We start from the raw sequence: 1225 nt of genomic DNA on the forward strand, positions 1-1225 counted from the left end.
CCTGCGGGAAAAGCTGCTGCATCAGGCCTTTCTTGAGGTTCTTGAGGGCGTCGAGCTTGTCCGACTCCAGCCCGATCACCTCATCAAGGGAGGAGAGGCAGTGGGCGATTTTTTGTTGTTCCTTGGGATAGGGAGGAACCGCAAGCTTCAGCTTTTCGAGTTGCGTCGTGTAAAGGTGAACAACCGAGTTTCCTTGGGCGACCTTACTGATTTCGAATTTTAGGTTGCCGCGTATATAGTAGGCCAGAAACATTCCGTTCATCGGTGAGTAAAAAATATTGAGATCTCCCCCGAGCGCAACGCCTTTTACCGACACACATGAGGCAGTCGCAATATCTTCTTTCGTTTCACCAGAAGCTGGGATGATGACGTCATTTTCTTCGCTCAGTACAAGATTGCCTGGGTTTGCATCGGTAAATGATACGACGTCTCGAATAACCTCCCCGTAATGGGTATAGAGCTCTCCGTAGCGGATACATGGCAATGCCCCATTTGGCTTGATGTCCGATTTCGAGATCCCTTTGCCCTTACTTATCTTCCCAATCTCCCCCAACCGCCTCACCTCCCACGCCCCCGCCTCCCGAAACTCAGGAAAGCGCAGGCGGGGTGTGGTTTCGCCCTCGGCGGGGAAGAGCTGCTGCATCAGGCCCTTCTTGTGCTGTTTCAGGGCCTGGACCTTTTTGGCTTGCAGCCCGATCACCTCATCAAGGGAGGAGAGGCAGTGGGCGATTTTTTGTTGTTCTTTCGCAGATGGAACCGCTATTTGAGAGTTACCAACCTCGGTTTGGTTGATACTTGCTTGATTAACTGCCTGATTCGATCTCGCCTGAACTGATTTGCGGAAAAATTCAGTGTTTAATAGGTAATATGTGAATCGAGGGTTATTTTCTGTCTTATCAACCTGTAGCCTCAGAAGATTCATTCCGTGATATAAATCAAAGTCCTCTTCGACTAAAGCAGTTTTACCAATATGAGACTGGCTGTTAATATGGCTAAAAAGGATGTCTCCAATCCTAAGCCCAAATCTCTCAACACCCTCTATTCTGTCGATATACCCTACCTTGCTGATATCGATACACCCCTCTGAAATAGTCTCGATTCGTGTTACTTTGAGGCCATTAGAATCGCCAGACTGATCCGCAGTAAGGCCGTTGGAGATAGAGGCAATTTCCCCCAACTCCTTCACCTCCCACGCCCCCGCCTCCCGAAACTCGGGAAAGCGCAG

At 49.6% G+C, this 1225-nt stretch carries 1 protein-coding gene; it reads right to left on the bottom strand.

Translation table 11 applies throughout. The annotated features are described in order from the left end of the window. The coding region (locus ACOCD2_RS20655; RefSeq protein ID WP_419626018.1) for a restriction endonuclease subunit S at positions 1-1177 on the bottom strand (1177 nt) is incomplete at its 3' end. Positions 1178-1225: the final 48 nt, after the last annotated feature.

Source organism: Thiolapillus sp., from assembly GCF_048562965.1.
In the GTDB taxonomy this organism is placed as follows: Bacteria; Pseudomonadota; Gammaproteobacteria; order Chromatiales; family Chromatiaceae; genus Thiolapillus; species Thiolapillus brandeum_A.